18 protein-coding genes are annotated in these 15,294 nt (G+C 75.6%); 16 read left to right on the top strand and 2 right to left on the bottom strand.

From position 1 onward, the window contains the following. Positions 1 to 12: 12 nt before the first annotated feature. Positions 13 to 435: an NUDIX domain-containing protein gene (locus ABUL08_RS11335; RefSeq protein WP_350937224.1), complete on the bottom strand. Its 423-nt coding sequence runs from the start codon at positions 433 to 435 to the stop codon at positions 13 to 15. On the opposite strand from ABUL08_RS11335, the gene ABUL08_RS11340 reads away from it, so the two are divergent. Continuing rightward, the gene (locus tag ABUL08_RS11340) at positions 430 to 588 is read left to right on the top strand and encodes a hypothetical protein (protein WP_350937226.1); all 159 of its coding nucleotides are present in this window, start codon (positions 430 to 432) and stop codon (positions 586 to 588) included. The two genes, ABUL08_RS11335 and ABUL08_RS11340, sit on opposite strands and share 6 nt — an antisense overlap. A 9-nt stretch (positions 589 to 597) precedes the next feature. Here the strand turns inward: ABUL08_RS11340 and ABUL08_RS11345 are convergent, their stop codons facing one another. Then, positions 598 to 1,590: an adenosine deaminase family protein gene (locus tag ABUL08_RS11345; RefSeq protein ID WP_350937228.1), complete on the bottom strand. Its 993-nt coding sequence runs from the start codon at positions 1,588 to 1,590 to the stop codon at positions 598 to 600. 253 nt (positions 1,591 to 1,843) lie between these two features. On the opposite strand from ABUL08_RS11345, the gene ABUL08_RS11350 reads away from it, so the two are divergent. From ABUL08_RS11350 to ABUL08_RS11420, 15 genes are all read left to right on the top strand, one after another. Next, positions 1,844 to 2,638, top strand: a complete 795-nt coding sequence (locus ABUL08_RS11350; RefSeq protein WP_350937230.1) for an LppM family (lipo)protein — start codon at positions 1,844 to 1,846, stop codon at positions 2,636 to 2,638. A gap of 85 nt (positions 2,639 to 2,723) precedes the next feature. Continuing rightward, the gene (locus ABUL08_RS11355; RefSeq protein ID WP_350937232.1) at positions 2,724 to 3,068 is read left to right on the top strand and encodes a hypothetical protein; all 345 of its coding nucleotides are present in this window, start codon (positions 2,724 to 2,726) and stop codon (positions 3,066 to 3,068) included. Positions 3,069 to 3,079: 11 nt separating this feature from the next. Continuing rightward, positions 3,080 to 3,688, top strand: coding sequence for a glycine zipper family protein (locus ABUL08_RS11360; protein WP_350937234.1), 609 nt, complete (start codon positions 3,080 to 3,082; stop codon positions 3,686 to 3,688). Beyond that, positions 3,685 to 4,371, top strand: coding sequence for a carboxypeptidase regulatory-like domain-containing protein (locus tag ABUL08_RS11365; protein WP_350937236.1), 687 nt, complete (start codon positions 3,685 to 3,687; stop codon positions 4,369 to 4,371). Before ABUL08_RS11360 ends, ABUL08_RS11365 begins: the two co-directional genes overlap by 4 nt. A gap of 34 nt (positions 4,372 to 4,405) precedes the next feature. Continuing rightward, on the top strand, positions 4,406 to 5,641 hold the full coding sequence (locus ABUL08_RS11370; protein WP_350937238.1) for a phage tail sheath family protein: 1,236 nt from the start codon (positions 4,406 to 4,408) through the stop codon (positions 5,639 to 5,641). A 1-nt stretch (position 5,642) separates the two neighbouring features. Continuing rightward, positions 5,643 to 6,125: a phage tail protein gene (locus ABUL08_RS11375; RefSeq protein WP_350937240.1), complete on the top strand. Its 483-nt coding sequence runs from the start codon at positions 5,643 to 5,645 to the stop codon at positions 6,123 to 6,125. A gap of 1,186 nt (positions 6,126 to 7,311) precedes the next feature. Beyond that, positions 7,312 to 7,596 (top strand): hypothetical protein, encoded by a 285-nt coding sequence (locus tag ABUL08_RS11380; protein WP_350937242.1) that lies wholly within the window; start codon positions 7,312 to 7,314, stop codon positions 7,594 to 7,596. Beyond that, on the top strand, positions 7,596 to 8,339 hold the full coding sequence (locus ABUL08_RS11385) for a CIS tube protein (protein WP_350937243.1): 744 nt from the start codon (positions 7,596 to 7,598) through the stop codon (positions 8,337 to 8,339). Before ABUL08_RS11380 ends, ABUL08_RS11385 begins: the two co-directional genes overlap by 1 nt. Continuing rightward, complete coding sequence (locus ABUL08_RS11390) at positions 8,336 to 9,919, top strand: contractile injection system protein, VgrG/Pvc8 family (protein ID WP_350937245.1); 1,584 nt, start codon at positions 8,336 to 8,338, stop codon at positions 9,917 to 9,919. Before ABUL08_RS11385 ends, ABUL08_RS11390 begins: the two co-directional genes overlap by 4 nt. Further along, positions 9,919 to 10,257, top strand: a complete 339-nt coding sequence (locus ABUL08_RS11395; protein WP_350937247.1) for a hypothetical protein — start codon at positions 9,919 to 9,921, stop codon at positions 10,255 to 10,257. Before ABUL08_RS11390 ends, ABUL08_RS11395 begins: the two co-directional genes overlap by 1 nt. Next, entirely contained in the window at positions 10,254 to 10,685 is a 432-nt protein-coding gene (locus tag ABUL08_RS11400) for a GPW/gp25 family protein (protein WP_350937249.1), read from the top strand. Before ABUL08_RS11395 ends, ABUL08_RS11400 begins: the two co-directional genes overlap by 4 nt. Beyond that, the gene (locus ABUL08_RS11405; protein WP_350937251.1) at positions 10,682 to 13,288 is read left to right on the top strand and encodes a putative baseplate assembly protein; all 2,607 of its coding nucleotides are present in this window, start codon (positions 10,682 to 10,684) and stop codon (positions 13,286 to 13,288) included. Before ABUL08_RS11400 ends, ABUL08_RS11405 begins: the two co-directional genes overlap by 4 nt. Beyond that, positions 13,269 to 13,898: a phage tail protein gene (locus ABUL08_RS11410; protein ID WP_350937253.1), complete on the top strand. Its 630-nt coding sequence runs from the start codon at positions 13,269 to 13,271 to the stop codon at positions 13,896 to 13,898. Before ABUL08_RS11405 ends, ABUL08_RS11410 begins: the two co-directional genes overlap by 20 nt. Continuing rightward, complete coding sequence (locus ABUL08_RS11415; RefSeq protein WP_350937255.1) at positions 13,895 to 14,818, top strand: carbohydrate-binding protein; 924 nt, start codon at positions 13,895 to 13,897, stop codon at positions 14,816 to 14,818. Before ABUL08_RS11410 ends, ABUL08_RS11415 begins: the two co-directional genes overlap by 4 nt. Next, on the top strand, positions 14,815 to 15,282 hold the full coding sequence (locus ABUL08_RS11420) for a hypothetical protein (protein WP_350937257.1): 468 nt from the start codon (positions 14,815 to 14,817) through the stop codon (positions 15,280 to 15,282). Before ABUL08_RS11415 ends, ABUL08_RS11420 begins: the two co-directional genes overlap by 4 nt. Positions 15,283 to 15,294 lie beyond the last annotated feature (12 nt).

A 15,294-nucleotide genomic window follows, 5' to 3' on the forward strand; every position in this document is an offset into this window, starting at 1 on the left:
TCGCTGACCGGCTCAGGCGGCAGCCGTCAGACGGGCGTACTCCGGGGAGGCCAGGAAGCGGGCCAGGATCTCGGCGGTGCCCGGGGTGTAGGGGCGTCCGTCGAACAGCTCGTCGGCGGGGACGAAGACGATCGCCGCTCCCTCACCGAGCACCACGTCCTCCTGGCGGGCCCGGGTGACGCCCCAGAAGTGGTGCATCACCCGGTCGATCTCGGGGATCTCCCGGGTGGCGAAGTGCCGCAGCGCGTTGTCGGGGCGCAGCCCGGTCTCCTCCCACAGCTCACGCAGCGCGGTCTCCTCGATCGTCTCGCCCGGCTCCCAGTGCCCACCGGGCAGCCCCCAGACGTCCGGGTGGTACGGCGCGTGCGGGTCGCGGAGCTGGAGCAGCAGCCGTCCGGCGGGGTCGACCAGCAGGACGCAGGCGATGGGGTGCATCCGGCGAACCTAGCCCGTACCACCGACGGTCGGGGGTCGACGCTGCGGCACGGCGGGCGGGAGGTGGACCGGCGGGCGCCGCTGGCGGACTTCGCCCGGATCGCCGCCGACCTCCCGGTCTTCCGGATCACGGCCGAACCGCCGGCGGGCTGACCGGGGCGGTCAGGCGGAGACGGCCGGCGCCCGGCCGTACGCCCGGTCGCCGAGCGCGGCCAGCCGGGTCCGGGTGGCGTCGTCGCAGAGCGCCCCGGCCAGTCCGGCCGCCCAGGCGGCGGCGGGGTCGACGCCGAGCCGGCCCGCGAGGGCGTACTCGTCGGCGAGGGTGACGTCGAAGATCGCCGGGTCGTCGGTGGAGACCGAGCAGCGCACGCCGGCCTCGGCGAGCCGGGTCACCGGGTGCGGCCGGTCCGGCCGGGCCACCCCGAGCCGCAGGTTCGACGTCGGCGTCACGTCCAGCACCACGCCCCGGCCGACCAGCTCGGTGACCAGGTCCGGGTCGTCGACCGCGCGGACGCCGTGCCGGATCCGGGCCGCGCCCATGGCGAGGACCTCGCGGACCGCGTCGGGGCCGGCCGCCTCTCCGGCGTGCGGCACGAAGGGCAGGCCACCGCCGCGGGCGATGCCGACCGCCCGGGCGTACGGCTCGGTCGGGTGGCGCCCCTCGGCACCGGAGAGGCCGAAGCCGACCACGCCCCGACCGGCGAACCGGACCGCCACCCGGGCGGCCTCCTCGGCCACGTCGACGTCCTGTCCCCGGAACACCTGCGGGGTCAGTCCGATCTCGACGGCGTACCGCTCGCGGGCCTCGGCGGCGGCGTCGCAGCAGGCGGCGAGGACGTCCGCCCAGCCGTCCGGGCCGCCGAACCGCTCCTCCGCGTCGAGGATCGGCTCCAGATAGACCGCGCCGTGCCCGGCCGCCTCGGCGGCGTACGCGAGCAGCGCCCGCCGGTAGTCGGCCGGGGTGCGCAGGTAGCCGCTGACGGTGTTCCACCGGTCGATGAAGTCGTGGAGGTCGGTGAAGGAGTCCGGGGGCCGCCCGGCGGGCGGGGTCAGCCCGTGGTCGCGGGCGATCGCGGCGAGCAGCCCGGGGCGGACCGTCCCCTCCAGATGGACGTGCAGTTCGATCTTGGGCTGCTGGAGTTGGGCGGGGGTCACGGGGTCCTCCTCTTCGCCCGCGGCGGCGCGGCGGCGTGGACCGTTCCAGGGTGCCCGGCACGGGACCGGTCGCACCTCCCCCAGACGAGGGATGATCTCCGCCGGAAAATCCGGACTGGACAATCTTTCAGAATATCGATTTCCCGCGTTTTCCGGCCTCCGCCGAATGGGAGCAGGCGCCGGTAAGATCGGCGACAGGCATGTGACTGATCGCTGACTGCTGAACGTGATGGCGATCACACACACTGTGCCCATGAATACGAGACCCTGGCGTGGTCGGGCCCTCCGTCTCACGGCGTGTCTCGCCCTGGTGGCGGCACTCGCCGGGTGCATGCAACTCAACCTCGGCCTCACCGTCGCCGCCGACGACACGGTCAGCGGGCAACTCCTGCTCACCGCCGAGAAGTCCCTGCTCAGGTCGCGCAACGGCGACGTCTCGGCGGCGTTCACCGAACTGCGGCAGAACATTCCCACGCTGCCCGCCGGCACCGAGACCCGCTACGAGGACTCCCGTTACTACGGCATTCTGATCGCCTACCGGCAGAAACCGTTGCGCGAATTCACCAGCGAGAGCGTGAACCTGGTCCGCGACGGTGATCTCTACCGCTTCACCCTCCCGCTCGACCCGAAGAAATACGGCGGGAAGGTGGCCGAACAGGATCCGCGCAACCAGCAGGCGTTCATGACGTTGATGTCGTTCGAGATCTCGGTGACCTTTCCCGGCCGGGTCCTCGACACCAACGGCACGGTCACCGGCCGCTCGGTGAGCTGGAAGGTGGTCGCCAACCAGCCGAAGCCCGCGGAGCTGCGGGCGGTGGCCGAGGCGCCGCCGCAGCCGTCCACCTCCGGCCCGGGGGCCGCCGCCCCCACCGGCGACGACGGCGGTTCGTTCCCCTGGCTGCTGGTGGGCGCCGGCGTGGTCATCGCGCTGCTGGTCGCCGTGGTCGTCGTACTCCTGCTCCGTCGCCCGCGCGGCCCGGGACCCGCCGCCCCGGCCGCGCCCACGCCCGGCGTCACGCCCCCGGCGAACCAGCCGGGGCCGGTCTGACCGGCACCTCACCCCGGGCGGCCCCGGGCCGCCGCACCACCCACCCTCCCTCGCACCACCCGGCACCATCCGAAGGGAGATCGCCGTGAACGATCTCTTCACCTGGGCCGCCCTCGGCAGCCTGACCGGCGCGAGCGCCGCCACCCTGCTGGCCGCCAACGTCATCGGCGGACTGCTCGGCCCGAGCGGCGACAAGGCCCGCAAGTGGATCGCGCTGGGCATCGCCCTCGCGCTGTCCTACCTCACCGCGGCATTCGCCGCCGACGCCGGCACCCAGAAGTGGATCATCGCCTTCTTCAACGGGCTGGTCATCTTCTCCGCCGCGCTCGGCGTCAACCAGCTGCCGCCGGGCAACCGGCAGGCGACAAGTGCGTCGCCGACCCAGCTCGCGCAGGGTCGCGAGCCCCGCTACATCCGCTCCTGGGTCTGAGAGGTGACCCCATGGTCCTCGGAATCATCAGCGCCGTCGTCCACCTGGTCCTCGGCGCGCTGCTCGGCCAGGCCGCCGGCGGCACCCTCGGACTGCTGATCGGCGCCGTCGTCGGCGTGCTCGTCGGCGCGGCCTTCGGCTGGGCGGTCGCCTCCGCCGGCACGTACGCCGCCGACGCGAAGGGGATCTTCCTCTTCGTCGTCGACCACACCTGGAGCCTGCTCAACACCGTGGCCGGAGCCATCTACCTGATCGGTCACCTGATCGTCGGCCACCAGCTCGACCGGGCCGCCTCGGCGGGCAGCGGGCGGGTCAACGTGGTCGAGGGTGTCTCACCCCGGTACGCCACCACCATCGGCACGGTCTGCGCCGGCTCCAGCCCCGGCATCCAGCGGCACGAGGACGTGCACGTCTTCCAGGCCCGGCTGCTCGGGCCGCTCTACCTGCCCCTGGTGGCGCTGAACTACGCGCTGTTCACCATCGCCCCGGTCTGGCTGCTCTGGCACGACCACACCAACGCGCCGATCAACCGCTTCACCCGCTACTTCGAGATCGGCGTCTACCCGCACGTCTGGAACGAGGCCATCGCGTACCGGATCCAGGGGACGCCGCCGCGATGACCGGAGCGATCGAGGCGGCCACCGCCGACCTGGCGGCGTGGCTGACCGGGGCGGCGGGCGAACCCGTCCCGGTCGGCCCGCCCCGGGACGACCCGGACGGCGGGCTCACCGTCTGGCCGTTGGAGCTGCGGCCGGCCCGGCAGACCCGGGGCAGCGGCGGGGCGCGCGAGCCGTACCGGTTCGTGCTCCGGCTGCTGGTCTGCGGCACCGGGCCGGCCGCGCTGCCCCGGCTGGACCGGGTCCTGGCCGCCGCCGCGACGGCCGGCGAACCGGAGCTGGTCCTCGACGCCGGTGACCCGGCGCTGTGGCGGGCCTTCGGCGTGCCGCCCCGGCCGGCGCTGCTGGTCGACGTGCCCGCCCAGATCGCCCGGCCGGTCCCGCCCGCCCCGCCGGTGCTGCGGCCGCTGCGGCTGCGCCAGCTGGAGCTGCGCACCCTGGACGGCTGGGTGGTCGGCCCGCAGCAGCAGCCCCTCGCCGCGATGCGGGTCGAGCTGGTCGGCACCGGCACCGCCACGCACACCGACAGCGCCGGCCGCTTCCGGCTGGTCGGGGTGCCGCACGACCCCGACGCGCCGGGCCGGCCGCTGCACCTGCGGCTGGTCGGCCGGGGCCGTACGCACCTCGCCGAACTCGACCCGGCCGATCCCGACCCCGTGATCGTCTGCGCGCCGCCGGCCGACTGAGCCGGTCACCGACCGCACCCGCACAGGAGGACCGATGCCCACCTACTTCTCCCCCGGCATCTATGTCGAGGAGGTGCCCAGCGGCGCCCGCCCGATCGGACCGGTCGGCACCAGCACGGCCGCCTTCGTCGGCGTCGCCCCGGACCGCGGCGCGCTCGTCGACCGGGCCGTCGCGGTGAACAGCTGGTCGGAGTTCCTCCGGCTCTATGCCAGCGGGGAGCACCCGGAGAGCACCCCCCTCGCGCGGGCGGTCTTCGGCTTCCTCGACAACGGCGGCACCCGCTGCTGGGTGGTCAACGTCGGCGAGGGCGGCCAGCTCACCGGCACCGGCGGACGCCGGGGCGGGCTGCAACTGCTGGAGGCGGTCGACGAGATCTCCATCCTGGCCGCGCCCGGCTTCCACGACCCGGTCGCGCACGAGGCGCTGCTCAGCATGGCCGAGCGGCTGCGCACCATGGTGGCGATCTGCGACCCCGCGCCGGACATCGAGGACATCTCCGGCCTCACCCGGGTCGCCACGCCGCCGAGACCGAAGGCCGCCGCCGACGGCAAACCCGCAGAGGGTACGCCCAGACCCCCCGCCGACGACGGCGACGGACAGCCCGCGTACCGGCCCCGGCAGTCGGACTTCGGCACCTGCTACTTCCCGTGGATCCGGGTCCGGGACCCGCTCAGCGGCGAGTTGGTGCTCACCCCGCCCAGCGGGCACATCGCCGGCATCTGGGCCCGCACCGACGCGCTGCGCGGCGTGCACAAGGCCCCCGCCAACGAGCCGGTACGCGGCGCGGTCGACCTCGGCTACCTGGTCACCCGCCCCGAACACGACGTGCTCAACCCCAAGGGCGTCAACGTGATCCGCTACTTCGCCGGGGAGGGCATCCGGCTCTGGGGCGCCCGTACGCTCGCCGCCGAGGCCAGCGAGTGGCGCTACCTCAACGTCCGCCGGCTCTCCATCGCCATCGAGCAGGCCATCGCCGGCGGCACCCGGTGGATGGTGTTCGAGCCGAACGACTTCTCCCTGTGGCGGTCGATCCGCCGCGACATCGGCGCGTTCCTCACCCGGGTGTGGCGCGACGGCGCACTGCTCGGGCGCACGCCGGAGGAGGCGTTCTTCGTCAAGTGCGACGAGGAGACCAACCCGGCCGACGTGCGCGACGCCGGCATGGTGGTCGCCCACATCGGCATCGCGGTGGTGAAGCCCGCGGAGTTCGTGGTGTTCAAGCTGAGCCAGTGGGCCGGCGGCACCGAGACCGAGACGATCGGAGGCTGACATGGCGACCACGGCCACCCCGCAACCCGGCGCCCCCGTCGACCCGTACCGGGCGTACAACTTCAAGCTGCTCATCAACGGCATCACCAACGGGCACTTCACCGAGGTCAGCGGGCTGGAGGTGAACATCGCGCCGCTGGCGTACCGGGAGGCCGGCAACGACCGGGTGCGCTCGGTGCCGGGCCAGGTCGAGTACGCCCCGGTCACCCTCCACTTCGGCCTCACCTCCTCCCGCGAGCTGTGGGACTGGGTGAACGCGGCGGCCCGGGGCACGGTGAGCCGGCGCAACGTCTCCGTGGTGCTGCTCGACCCGGCCGGCACCAGCGAGGTGCTGCGCTGGAACATGATCAACGCATGGCCCACCCGGTGGCGGGGCGCCCACCTGAACACCCTGGCCCAGGAGATCGCCATCGAGGCGCTGACCCTGGCGTACGAGGGACTGGACCTGGAGGCCGGCGGTGCGACCGCCCCGACGCCCGCGTGACTGGCTGGCCCGGCGGCTGCGGGCCACCGCCGACGCCGCCGACCGCCTGGCCCACGCCCTCACCCCGACCACCGCGCTCCCCGACCCACCCACCACCCCCCACCCCACCCCCGCCCTCACCACGGACCCCACTCCCGCCGATCCCCCCGCACCCCGCCTCCCCGGCCAACCCCCCGACCACTGGCTCCGCCTGGTGGCCGCCCACGCCCCCACCCTCCTCACCGACCCCTCCCCCTTCCCCCCACCACCCACCCCGACCCCACCCACCACGCCCACCGCGCCCATCGCGCCCACCGCGCCCACCGCGCCGGTTGATCATGAAGTTCTGGTCGGATCGAGGGCTGATCCTGACGCAAACCTCATGATCAACGCGGCGGACCGCGAGGGTCGGTGGAGTGGTGGTTGGCGGGGAGGCGTGGGGGGTTGGGGTTGGTGGGTTGGGCGGGTCGGGGTGGGTGGCGGGCCGGGGGGTGGCGGGCCGGGGGGTGCGGGGCGTGGGGGTTCGGCGGAGGCGGGCGGTACGGGCCGGTCGGGCGGGGGCGAGGCGGCGAGGTCGCGCCGGGCGCCCGGGTCGCCGGGTGACGCGGCGGGCGACCAGGGGGTGCGGGGCCCCGGACTCGACGGGGCAGCGGAGGACGGGCCGGGCCCGCTCGACGCGCGCGGACGCGGTGTCCCACGGCTGCGCCGGGCGTCGACCCCGCCGCAGCCCGGCCCGGACCAGCGAACAGGCGGGTCGCGGTGGCGGCAGGGCCGCCAGTACCAGCCGCCGGGCGGGCCGGACCGGTTTCAGCGCGGCACGGACCCGCAGCTGGCCGGGTCCGACCCCCACCGGCGCGGCGCGGACCAGCAGCAGCTCGGCTCCGCTGAGCACGGAAGCAGCGCGGACCAGCAGCAGCGCGGCTCCGCTGAGCACGGAAGCAGCGCGGACCAGCGACGACAGCGGGTGGACCAGCGACGACGCGGGCCGGACGGGCAGCGACGCGGGTGGGACCGGCCGCCGGCCGGGGCACCTCGACCGGCTGCGGAGGCGATGCGGCCGGCGGCCGAGCCGGTGCGGAGAATGCCCGACGGGTTCCCCACGAGTGCCTGGTCGGAGCAGCCCGCGACAACCGAGTCGCGCTCGGCAGGACCGGGTCGGTGGCGGCACGAACAGCCTGGTCACACGGCACCGGTCCGCCCTGAGCGGGTGCCCGGCTCCGACCGTGGGAACGACCCGCACGGCGTCGACCACGACCGGCGGGTGACCGGCATCCCGGACCGGCACCGTCGGCACGTCGAGCCGGTCGGGGCGTACGCGGAACTCTGGCCGGCGCTGCCCGACGGCGGTGGCGCGACGGACGGGTCGGCGGCGCGCTGGGCCGGTGACCCGTGGCCGGCGCTGCCCGACGACCGGGAGGTGTGGACGCCGCCGGCACCCGCCCGCGACGCGGCCCACCTGCGCCGGCTGGCCCGGGAACAGGACGGTGGCTGATGGAACGGGTCGCCTTCCTGGTGGACGAGTCCGGCACCCGGGTCGACTGCCTGCTCAACCCGGAGACCGTCCGGGTCACCCGGTTGGCCGGGGTACGCCCCCGGCACGCCGCCGACGGCCGGCTCACCGGCGCCGGCCTCGCCGACGACCCGCTCGTCTTCACCGGCGGCGGGCGGACCGAACTGGTGCTGGACCTGCTCTTCGACGTCGACTTCGTGGAGGCCCAGGTACGCCCCGACGACGTCCGCACGTTGACCGCGCCGCTGTGGCTGCTGGCGGAGAACTCCGCCACCGAGCACGGCTGGCTCCGCCCGCCGCTGGTCCGGCTGGTCTGGGGCAAGACGTGGAACGTGCCCGGCGTGATCGTCGCGGTGGCGGAACGCTTCGACGCGTTCACCCTCACCGGCAGCCCGCGCCGGTCCTGGCTGCGGCTCAAGCTGGTCCGGGTCGCCGAGAACGCCGAGGCGGCCCAGGAGGGCTTCGCGGACGAGCTGGCCACGGCGAGCACGCCGACCGTGCCGCCCGGCTCGGCGGTGGTGGCGACCGCCGACGGCGCCGCGGAACCCGGCTGGTCCGGCGTCCGGTTCGACCTGCTGGCGCACGACGCGCTCGGTTCGCCGCTGCGCTGGCGGCTGCTGGCCGAGCACAACCGGATCAGCGACCCGCTGAGCGTGCCCGCCGGCACCGCCCTGGCCGTGCCTCCGGCCGTCGCACCGGCCCCGACGGGAGGTCAGCCCTCGTGACCGTGCCCCGCACCCCGACCGTCGCGGTCGACGGCGTCCCGCTGGCGGACGCGGTGACCCGCCGGCTGCGCGGCATCCGGGTGGCCGCCCGGCTGGGCCGACCCACCCAGTGCGAGCTGACCCTGGCCACCGCCCCGGGCACGGCCGCCCTCGACCCGGCGGTACGCCCCGGCGCCAGCCTCGACGTGCGCCTCGACGGCCACCCCGATCCGCTCTTCACCGGCGAGGTGACCTGCGTCGAGCTGGCGTACGCGGCGGACGGGCCGGCGCTGCTGCGGCTGCGGGCGTACGACCCGCTGCACCGGCTGCGCAAGCGCCAGGAGCTGCGGGTGTTCGAGTCGGTGACCGCCGCCGACCTGGCCCGGGAACTCTGCGCCGACCTGGGCCTGACGGTCGACGCGGAGACCGACGGGCCCCGCCTGGAGCGGCTGCTCCAGCACCGGCACACCGACCTGGAGCTGCTGACCGAGGTGACCGGCCGGGCCGGGCTGCACCCGGTGGTCGACGGCGACCGGCTGCGGCTGCTCACCCTCGACGGGTACGGCGAACCGGTCCCGCTGGCCCTCGGCCGCACCGTGCACGGCCTGCGGGTCGCGGAGAACCTGGACCGGGCCGGTGGGGAGAGCACCGCCCTCGGCTGGCACCCGCAGCGCGCCGAACCGCTGCGGCAGCAGGCCACCGAGGCGCGCTCCGGTCGGCGTACCGCGCTGCGGCCCGAGCCGGGTGACGTGGGGGCGGCCGGTGGCCGGACCGCGGTGGACCAGCCGGGCCGCAGCGACGACGAGCTGGCGGCGCTGGCCCAGGCCGCGCTGGACGCCCGGGTCGCCACCCTGGTCACCGCCGAGGGGGTGGCCGAGGGCGACCCGGCGCTGCGCCCCGGCCGGCGGATCGCCCTCACCGGTGTGCCGGAGCCCGTCGCGGGGGTGTACGTGCTCACCGAGGTGGTGCACACCGTCGACGCCGACGGCCACCTGACCGCGTTCTCCACCGTCCCGCCCGACCCGCCACCCGGCCCGGCGCCGGCCCCGGCGACGGTCACCCTCGGCACGGTCACCGACGTCGACGACCCCGACCGGCTCGGCCGGGTCCGGCTGACCCTGCCCGCGTACGGGGGGCTGGACGCCGGCTGGCTGGCGGTGGTCTGCCCGGGCGCGGGGCGGGGCAAGGGCATCGTCGCGCTGCCCGACCCGGAGGACACCGTGCTGGTGCTGCTGCCCGGCGGCGAGCCGACCGCCGGGATCGTGCTCGGTTCGCTCTTCGGCGCGGTCGAGCCGTACGACGCGGGGATCGTCGACGGGCGCGCCGGACGCTGGTCGATGCGGACCGGCACCGGCCAGTCGATCGTCATCGACGACGACGGGCGCACGCTGCGGCTGGCCACCGACGCGGGCAGCTTCGTGGAGCTGCGCCCGGAGCTGACCACCGTGCACGCCGCCGGTGACCTGGTGCTCTCCGCGCCCGGCCGGGCGCTGGTGGTGCGCGCCCGGACGGTCGACTTCCTGCGCGCCGAGTCCGGCGAGGACGCCGAGACCGCCGCCGCCCAGGCCCGTACCCTCGCCCGCGCCCACGGAGGTGGCTGATGCGCTGGATCCACCGGGACTCCCTGATCGCCTGCGACCACGACGGCCGGGTCACCAACCGCGCCTCGCAGCAGTGGGTGACCGTGCGGGGCGTGCCCGTGCTGGTCGACGCCGACCCGGAGGGGCGGGACATCACCGCCTGCCCGAACTACGGGCCGACCATCAAGCCGTGCGTGAAGACGCTGCGGGTGACCGTCGGCTACAGCACCTGGCTGCGGGTGGACGGGCACCGGGTGGTGCTGGACAACCTGGACGGGCTGACCGACGGCACCCCGCCGGGGCTGGTCCACCACAAGGTCCGCGCCGCGCGGCAGGACTTCCTGGGGGCGGACGGATGAGGGCGTTCCGCTTCGTCGGCGCCGGCTTCGACGCCGGGCGCACCGGCGGGCTGGCGTTGACCGCGGCCGGCGGGCTCGCGATGACCGACGGCGACGAGACCGTACGCCAGGCGTTGTTCCTGCTGCTGTCCACCACGCCCGGCGAGCGGCTGATGCGGCCCGGGTACGGCTCCCGGCTGCACCGGCTGGTCTTCGCGCCCAACGACGACACCACCGCCGGGCTGGCCATCCACTACGTCCGGCAGGCGATCCGGCGGTGGGAGCCGCGGGTCGAGGTGATCGACGTGGACGCCGGGGCCGACCCGGACGACCCGTGGCGGCTGGTGATCCGGCTCGACTACCGGGTCCGGGCCAGCCTGTCGCCCGGGCAGCTGGTCTTCTCCGTCGACCTGCACGGCGACGACGAACCCGAGGGGGACCCGACATGACGCTGCCGGTGCCGCACCTGGACGACCGCGCCTTCCTCGACCTGGTCACCGAGGCGCGGGAGCGGATCCGCCAGTCCTGCCCCGACTGGACGGACCTCTCCGCGCACGACCCGGGGATGGCGCTGCTGGAGGCGTTCGCGTACCTCACCGAGGTGATGATCTACCGGCTGAACCAGTTGCCGGAGAAGGCGTACGTCGCGTTCCTGAACCTGCTCGGGGTGACCCGGCACCCACCCTCGGCGGCCTGGGCGGACGTCCGGTTCACCCGGACCGGGCCGGACCGCGCCGCGGTCCGGATCCCGGCCGGCACCCGGGTCGCCGCGGCCCGCGGCGCCGACCCCCGGCCAGTCGTCTTCGTCACCACCGAGCCGGCGGTGCTGCCCGCCGGGGAGACCGAGGTGACGGTACGCCTGCACCACTGCGAGCCGGTCGAGGCGGAGCTGCTCGGGGTCGGCACCGGCCAGCCCGGTCAGGTGCTGCGGGCGGCGAAGGCCCCGCTGACCCGGACCGCCGAGGCGCTGGACCTGCTGCTCGGGGTGGAGGTGCCGGCCGGCTCGGTGGAGCTGGGCGCCGCCGCCCGGGAGCACGACGGGCGGACGTACGAGATCTGGCGGCCGGTGGACAGCTTCGCCGGCCTCGGCCCGGCCGACCGGGTCTATCTGGTCGACCGCGCGTCCGGGGTGGTCACCTTCGCCCCCGCCCTCGACCTGCGCCCCGCCGGGGACGACGCCGGAGCGCCCACCGCGCCGGTGACGGTGGCGGCGGTGCCGCCGGCGGGTCGGCAGGTGCGGCTCTGGTACCGCAGCGGCGGCGGACCGGCCGGCAACGTGGCCGCCGGGACGCTGACCAGCCTGCGCGACCCGCTGCCCGGGCTGCGGGTGGACAATCCCGAGCCGGCCGGCGGCGGCCGGGACCTGGAGCCGCTGGAGTCGGCGCTGACCCGGGGGCCGTACGAGTTCTTCGCCCAGCAGCGCGCGGTGACCGCCCGGGACTACGAGATCCTGGCCGCCGGCTCCGGCGCGGTGGCCCGGGCGCGGGCCTTCACCCGGGCCGCCGTCTACAGCTTCGCCCGCCCCGGCGAGGTCGAGGTGGTGCTGGTGCCGTACGTGCCGGAGCAGGCCCGTCCGGGTGGCCGGCTGCCGGTGGACGTGCTGCGCGAGCACGAGGTGCCGGAGGCCCGCCGCCGGGTGGAGGCGGACCTGGAGGGCCGCCGCGCCCTCGGCACCGCCGTCCGGGTCGGCTGGGCCCGCTACAAGGCGGTGTCGATCCGGGCCCGGGTGGTGGTCCGCCGCGAGGAGGACGTCGACGCGGTCCGTCGGCGCATCCACGACCGGCTGCACCAGACGCTCAGCCCGCTGCCCACCCCGCTCAACCCCACCGGTTGGGCGTTCGGCGAGCCGCTGCGGGCGTCCAATGTGTACCGGATGCTGGAGCACGCCGAGCCGGGCGTGCGGTACGTCGAGTCGGTCCGGTTCGTCGTCGACGAGGCGCCGGACGCGCAGGTGCGCACCCTCGCCGTCGACCAGTACCAGCCCGGCACCTGGTACGCCGGGCGTGGCCCGGTGCTGTTCCGCTCCACCAACGCCGGGGCGGGCTGGGAGCCGGCCGGCCGGTTCGACGGCGAGACCGTGGTCCGGGTCGCCCCCGCCCCCGCGCCGGTGCGCCCGGGGATCGTGCCCCGCGCCGGCTCGGTGGCCGTGGTCACCGCCCGCGACGCCGGGGGTTCCCGGGTGCACCTGAGCACCGACCTGGGCGAGACCTTCACGCTCCTGACCGACCTGGACTCCCGCATCCAGGACCTGGCCTGGATCGACCGGGACGGCACCGGGGCCCTGCTGCTGGCCACCGACACCGGCCTCTACGAGGTGTCCCTGCTGCCCGGCTCGGTGCCGTTGCAGATCCTCGTCGACGCGGGCGACGCCGACCGCGGCTTCTACGCCGTCCGGGCGTTCGTCTCCGAGCGCGGCGCGCCGGGGGTGGCGGTGGCCGCGCAGGCCGGCTTCGGGGTCTATCTCTCCACCGCCGCCGGTCGCCCCGGCAGCTTCGCCCACGTCGGGCTGGCCAACGTGGACAACCGCGTCCTCGCCGTGCAGTACGACGGCCCGGCCACCCTGCTGTGGAGCGGCGCCGGGGAACCGGACCCGAAGAAACCCGGCCAGGGCTGCCACCGCACCCGGCTCTTCGAGTCGGACGTGCAGTGGCAGGGCGTGCAGACCGGCTGGATCGGTGGCACCTGCCGCGACCTGGCGTTCAGCGGATCGCTCGCGGTCGCCGCCACGCAGAGCGGCGGAGTGGTCCGGCTCGACACCCTGGCCGCCCAGCCGCAGTGGCAGCCGGTGATGGTCAACTGCGGGCTGCCGCTGCGGGACCGGACCCGGTTCGTCCCGGTGGACGCGCTCGCCGCCACCTCCGGCGCCGGCGGTGGCCGGCTGGTGCTGGCCGGCGGCGAACGCGGGGTGTACCGCAGTGGCGACGCCGTCGACTGGACGGCCAGCGCCAACCAGGCCACCGCCGACGTGGTGACCGTCCCCGGTACCTGGCTGCTCTGCTCCGGCGAGCACGACATCGAGGTGGTGCGGCAGGATGCGCCGGACGGCGATTGAGCGGCTGCTGCCCGCGGCGTACCAGCGGGCGGCGGGGCCGGGCAGCGTGCTCGGCGCACTGCTGGACGTGATGGAGACACTGCACGCCCCGGACGAGGCGGTGCTCGCCGACGTCGACGCGCTCTTCGCGCCGTACCGGGCGCCGGACGGGTTCGTGGCGTACCTGACCCGGTGGGTGGCGCTGGACCACGTGGTGGCCGCCCCCGGGGGTGGCGCGCCGGTGCCGTTGCCGCCGGGCCGGCTGCGGGACCTGGTGGCGCACGGCGCGCTGCTGGCCCGCTGGCGGGGCACCCCGTACGGGATGCGCACCGCGTTGGAGCTGGCCACCGGGGTGACCGGGTTCGTCCTCGACGAACCGGCGGAGCGCCCCTTCCACGTGGTGGTCCGGGTGCCACCGGCCGCCGCCGACCAGCTCGCCGTGATCACCCGCGTCGTCGAGGGGGAGAAACCGGCCGCCGTCACCGTCGAGATCACCCTGCCCGACGACGCCGCTCCCCCGCCACCCACCGACCCGGGCCCGGCCGAGGCCGAGGCCGAGGACACCCCGGACCGCGCGGTCGGGCGGGCCCGCGTCGCGTACCCCGCATCAGCACCAGAGGAGCCGTCATGACCACCGAATGGGCCGTCGTCGCCGCCGCCGGGGCGTTCACGCTGACCGAGCGGAACACCGGCGAGCTGACCTTCACCGTCTCCAACCCCGGCGAGGCGCCGGACACCGTGGTGTTCGACGTGGCCCCGGGCGAGGGCACCCAGCGTTCCTGGTTCACGGTCGCCGAACCGCAGCGGGTGGTGCCCGGGCAGGGCTCGGTCTCCTTCCTGGTCCGGCTGGCCGTGCCGCCGGGTACGCCGCCGCGCCGCTACGACATGACCGGCTTCGCCTACTCGGCGAACACCGCGCCGGAGGAGAGTTCCCGCTCCAGCGGCCGGGTGACGTACGACGTGCGGGCGGTCGTACCCCCGAAGCGGGTGCCCTGGCCGTGGCTCGCGGCCGCCGCGGCGCTGGTGCTGGTCGTCGCCGGGGTGGTGGTGTGGCTGGTCGGCCGCGGCGAGGGCGACGCGCCGACGCCGGCCGCGCCGAAGGTGGTGACGCTGGAGGCGGAGAGCCTGGTGGACGGCGCGGTGGTCCGCTCGCCGTCGGGGGCGGGCGCGAAGGTGGTGGAGCAGAAGAACTGCTGCGGGGTGGTCTGGTCCGGTGACGCGCAGCTGTTCTTCCTCGGGCTGGCCGTCGGCGACCAGGTCACCGTCACCGTGGACCTGCCGGTCGACGGCACCTGGCGGCTGTCGACGGTCCGCACCACCTCGTTCGACTACGCCAACACCATCTTCACCGTGGACGGCCGGCAGGTCGGCGACACGTTCTTCGGCTTCAGCCCGACCGTGGTGCGGACCGACTTCGTCGACGTCGGCACGGTGCAGCTCAGCAAGGGCCCGCACCAGCTGACCCTGGTGGCGGTGAGCAAGACCCAGGGCTTCGACCGCTACTTCGCCGGGATCGACCAGATCCGCTTCACCCAGCTCGTCCAGCCGTGAGCGGCCGGCAGAAGGTGCTGCTGGCGGCCCTGGCGGTGCTGCTGGTGGTGCTCTACCTGGTGGCGGTGGGCGGGGGCCGGCACGACCGGGGCGACCCCGCCGCCCGGCCCGGCTGGCTGTCCCGGCTGGGCCGGTCGACCGCCACCGTCGACCCGGTGACCGTCACCGCCGACTGCGCGGCCGGACCGGCCACCGCCGACGGGGCGCGGGTGCTCACCTTCACCGGTTCCTGCCGGCTCGGGGTGCCCGCGCCGGACGGGCTGCGCAGCCTGATCCTGCGCAGCGCGGAACCGTTCACGGTCTCCGCCCCCGCACCCGGCGGCGCGGACGTCACCGTCTCCGACGAGGTGACCCCCGCCGACGGCGGGGACGCCGTCGCGAAGGTCGCCGTCGACCGGGCCACCACGGTCACCCTGGGCTGCCCGGGAGGTGTGGGGTGCGCGGTCACCGTCGCCCGGTCCTGACCCACGCCGAGG

This window comes from Micromonospora sp. CCTCC AA 2012012, from assembly GCF_040499845.1.
GTDB lineage: Bacteria > Actinomycetota > Actinomycetes > Mycobacteriales > Micromonosporaceae > Micromonospora > Micromonospora mangrovi.